Origin of the sequence: Streptomyces sp. E2N166, assembly GCF_003671715.1 — a bacterium.
GTDB lineage: Bacteria > Actinomycetota > Actinomycetes > Streptomycetales > Streptomycetaceae > Streptomyces > Streptomyces thinghirensis.
This window is the reverse complement of record NZ_RAIF01000012.1, coordinates 187,816-190,516: the sequence shown is the minus strand read 5'-3', so window position 1 is coordinate 190,516 and position 2,701 is coordinate 187,816. Positions and strand designations below refer to the sequence as shown.

Genomic DNA, 2,701 nt, shown 5'->3' with positions numbered 1-2,701 from the left:
CTGAGCCACACCCGGCCCGGAGCCCGCTCCGATGCGGCTCAGACGGCCACCTCGTGGGCGTACGGCGGCTCCGCGCCCGCCCGCGAACAGGTGACCGCCGCCGCGCGGGCGGCGAACCCCAGCAGTTCCGCCCAGCCCTCCGCCCCCAGACCGGCCACCGCCTCGTCGTCGAGGGCGTCCCGTACCGCGAGGCCGTGCAGCAGCGCCGCGTTCACCGTGTCGCCGGCGCCGATCGTGTCCACCACGTCGACCCGCTCGCCCGGCACGGCGTACTCGCCCCCGTCACGGGTGTACGCCGTCAGCCCCGCACCGCCCCGGGTGACCACGACCGCCGCCGGGCCCGCCGCCAGCCACTCCCGGGGCGTGCCGCCCAGCCACTCGGCGTCCTCGGCGGACAGTTTCAGCAGCGACACCGACGGCAGCCAGCTCCTGAACCGGGCCCGGTAGGCGTCCGGGTCCGGGATCAGCCCGGCCCGGATGTTCGGGTCCAGCGCCGTGAACACCCCCCGCGCGGCCGTCTCGCGCAGCAGCTCCTCGTACGCGCTCGCCCCCGGCTCCAGCACCAGGGAGCAGGTTCCGAAGGAGACCGCCCGGGTGCCGGACGGCAGCGCGGCGGGCACCGAGAACAGCCGGTCCGCCGTCCCGTCCACATAGAAGGCGTACGCGGCCGAGCCGTCCGCGCCCACCGAGGCCACGGCGAGCGTCGTCGGCTCGGCCCCGCGCTGCACCGGCGTGACGTCCACGCCGGTTTCGCGCAGCCGGTCCAGCAGCGCCTCGCCGAAGGCGTCGCGCGACACCCGGGAGCAGAAGGCGGCGGGCGAGCCGAGACGGCCCAGCGCGACGGCCGTGTTGTACGGTCCGCCGCCGAGCGCCGGCCGCAGCGCGGCGAGGGCACCCGTGCCCTGCGGTACCAGGTCGATCAGTGCCTCACCGGCGACGACGATCACGGGAGACTCCTTTCGTGAGCCTTTGCGGAGGCTTGCCGGGGCTGCTCGGGGCAGCCGCACGAGGTGCGGTGGACGAAGGTGCAGGGCAGCCGCAGGGTCCGCGCCGGCCGGTCCGGCGCGGCGAGGCGTTCCAGCAGCAGGCGTACGGCCTGGGCGCCGAGTTCCCTGCTGGGCTGCGCGACGGCGCTGAGCCGGGGGGAGAAGAGGTCGGCCCAGGCGAAGTCGTCGAAGCAGCACAGCGCGAGGTCACCCGGCACGGACAGACCGCGGTCCCGCAGGGCGCGCAGCGCGCCGATGGTCATCGCGTTGTTGGCGGTGACCAGCGCGGTGGGCGGCACCGCCAGGGACAGCAGGGCCGCCGCGGCCCGTTCACCGCCGGCCGCCTCGGAGTCGCCGTGGACCAGGAGCCGTTCGTCGTACGGCAGCCCGGCGGCCGCGAGGCCGTGCCGGTAGCCGGTGATCCGTTCGCGCGTCGTGCTGAGCCCCGGTCGGCCCGCGACGAGCCCGATCCTGCGGTGGCCGAGCCCGGAGAGATGGGTGACCAGCCGGGTCGTCGGCTCGGCGCTCTCGGCGCACACCTGGTCGAAGCGCGGGGCCCCCTCGCCCTCCGGCGCGTCCAGGACCCGGTCGAGGAACACGGCCGGCACGCGGTGGCGGCCGAGGTAGGCGAGGAGGCCGCGCGGATCGGCGGATGGTGCGACGATCATGCCGTCCACGCGCCGCTCGTGCAGCAGTTGGACGACCTTGCGCTCGTGCCCCGGATCGTCGTGGGGGTCTGCGATGAGCAGGCTGTATCCGTGCTCCAGGGCGGCGGCCTCGACGCCCTGGAGGATCTCCGTGAAGTACGGGTTGCTGATCGCCGACACCGCGAGCCCGATGGAGCGGGTGCGGGAGGTCACCAGGGAGCGGGCGAGGGTGTTCGGGGTGTAGCCGAGCTCCTCGATGGCGTCCAGCACCGCCTGGCGGGTGCCCGGCAGCACGGGACGGGTGTCGTTGAGCACGTGCGAGACGGTCGCCACGGAGACCCCGGCGCTGCGGGCGACATCGGCCATGGTCGCCATCGGCGTGCCCCCTTCCCGTCCTGCCGCGCGTCCGCCTCCGGACCGCGGACCGTCCCGCGTGTACTGGCGGGGACCGTATCCCATCCGCGATGGTCGCGTAAACGCTTGCGCAAGCGTTTACGCGACCATCGCGGTTACCACCGCCTCGGTGCGACCCGCCCTCAGTCGCGGCCCCGGCCGCCGGATATCGTCGCCCTGCACGCCCCCGACCAGTGGAGAACCCATGCCCGGCCGTCCCGTCCCGAGCCGCCGCACCGTCCTGCGCTCGGCGGCCCTCACGCCTGTCGCCGGACTCGGTATGGCAGCCTGCTCGCCGGGCGACGACGGAGCCGCGCCGGCCAGGCCGACCGCACCCGTCGACCTCGGTACGGACGGCGAGGTCGCCAAGGGCGCGACCAAGCTCTACCGGGACGCGAACGTGGTGGTCAGCCGCGCCGAGGACGGTTCCCTGAAGGCGTTCAGCACGGTCTGCACGCACGCGGGCTGCCCCATCAAGAAGCTGCAGGGGGCGAAACTCGTCTGCCCCTGCCACGGCAGCGAATTCGACGCCCGCACCGGCGAGGTGCTGCACGCCCCGGCGACCGTGCCGCTCATCGAACTGCCGGTCGAGGTGAAGCAGGGCCGGATCGTCGCGAGCCCCGGGACCTGACCGGCACGGGCCGGCGCCCCCGCTCATTCCCGGGCCCGGCCCGT

General features: G+C 75.0%; 3 protein-coding genes. 1 reads left to right on the top strand and 2 read right to left on the bottom strand.

Features of this window, described 5'->3' with window-relative positions; all coding sequences use genetic code 11:
* Positions 1-38 precede the first annotated feature (38 nt).
* Complete coding sequence (locus tag EBH09_RS08505) at positions 39-947, bottom strand: carbohydrate kinase (protein ID WP_121746431.1); 909 nt, start codon at positions 945-947, stop codon at positions 39-41.
* The gene (locus EBH09_RS08500; RefSeq protein ID WP_121746430.1) at positions 944-2,008 is read right to left on the bottom strand and encodes a LacI family DNA-binding transcriptional regulator; all 1,065 of its coding nucleotides are present in this window, start codon (positions 2,006-2,008) and stop codon (positions 944-946) included. Before EBH09_RS08500 ends, EBH09_RS08505 begins: the two co-directional genes overlap by 4 nt.
* Before the next feature lie 223 nt (positions 2,009-2,231).
* Here EBH09_RS08500 and EBH09_RS08495 point away from each other — a divergent pair, with 223 nt between their 5' ends.
* Positions 2,232-2,657 carry a Rieske (2Fe-2S) protein gene (locus tag EBH09_RS08495; RefSeq protein WP_121746429.1) on the top strand — a complete coding sequence of 142 codons (426 nt, stop codon included), beginning with the start codon at positions 2,232-2,234 and terminating at the stop codon, positions 2,655-2,657.
* The last annotated feature ends 44 nt before the right edge of the window (positions 2,658-2,701 follow it).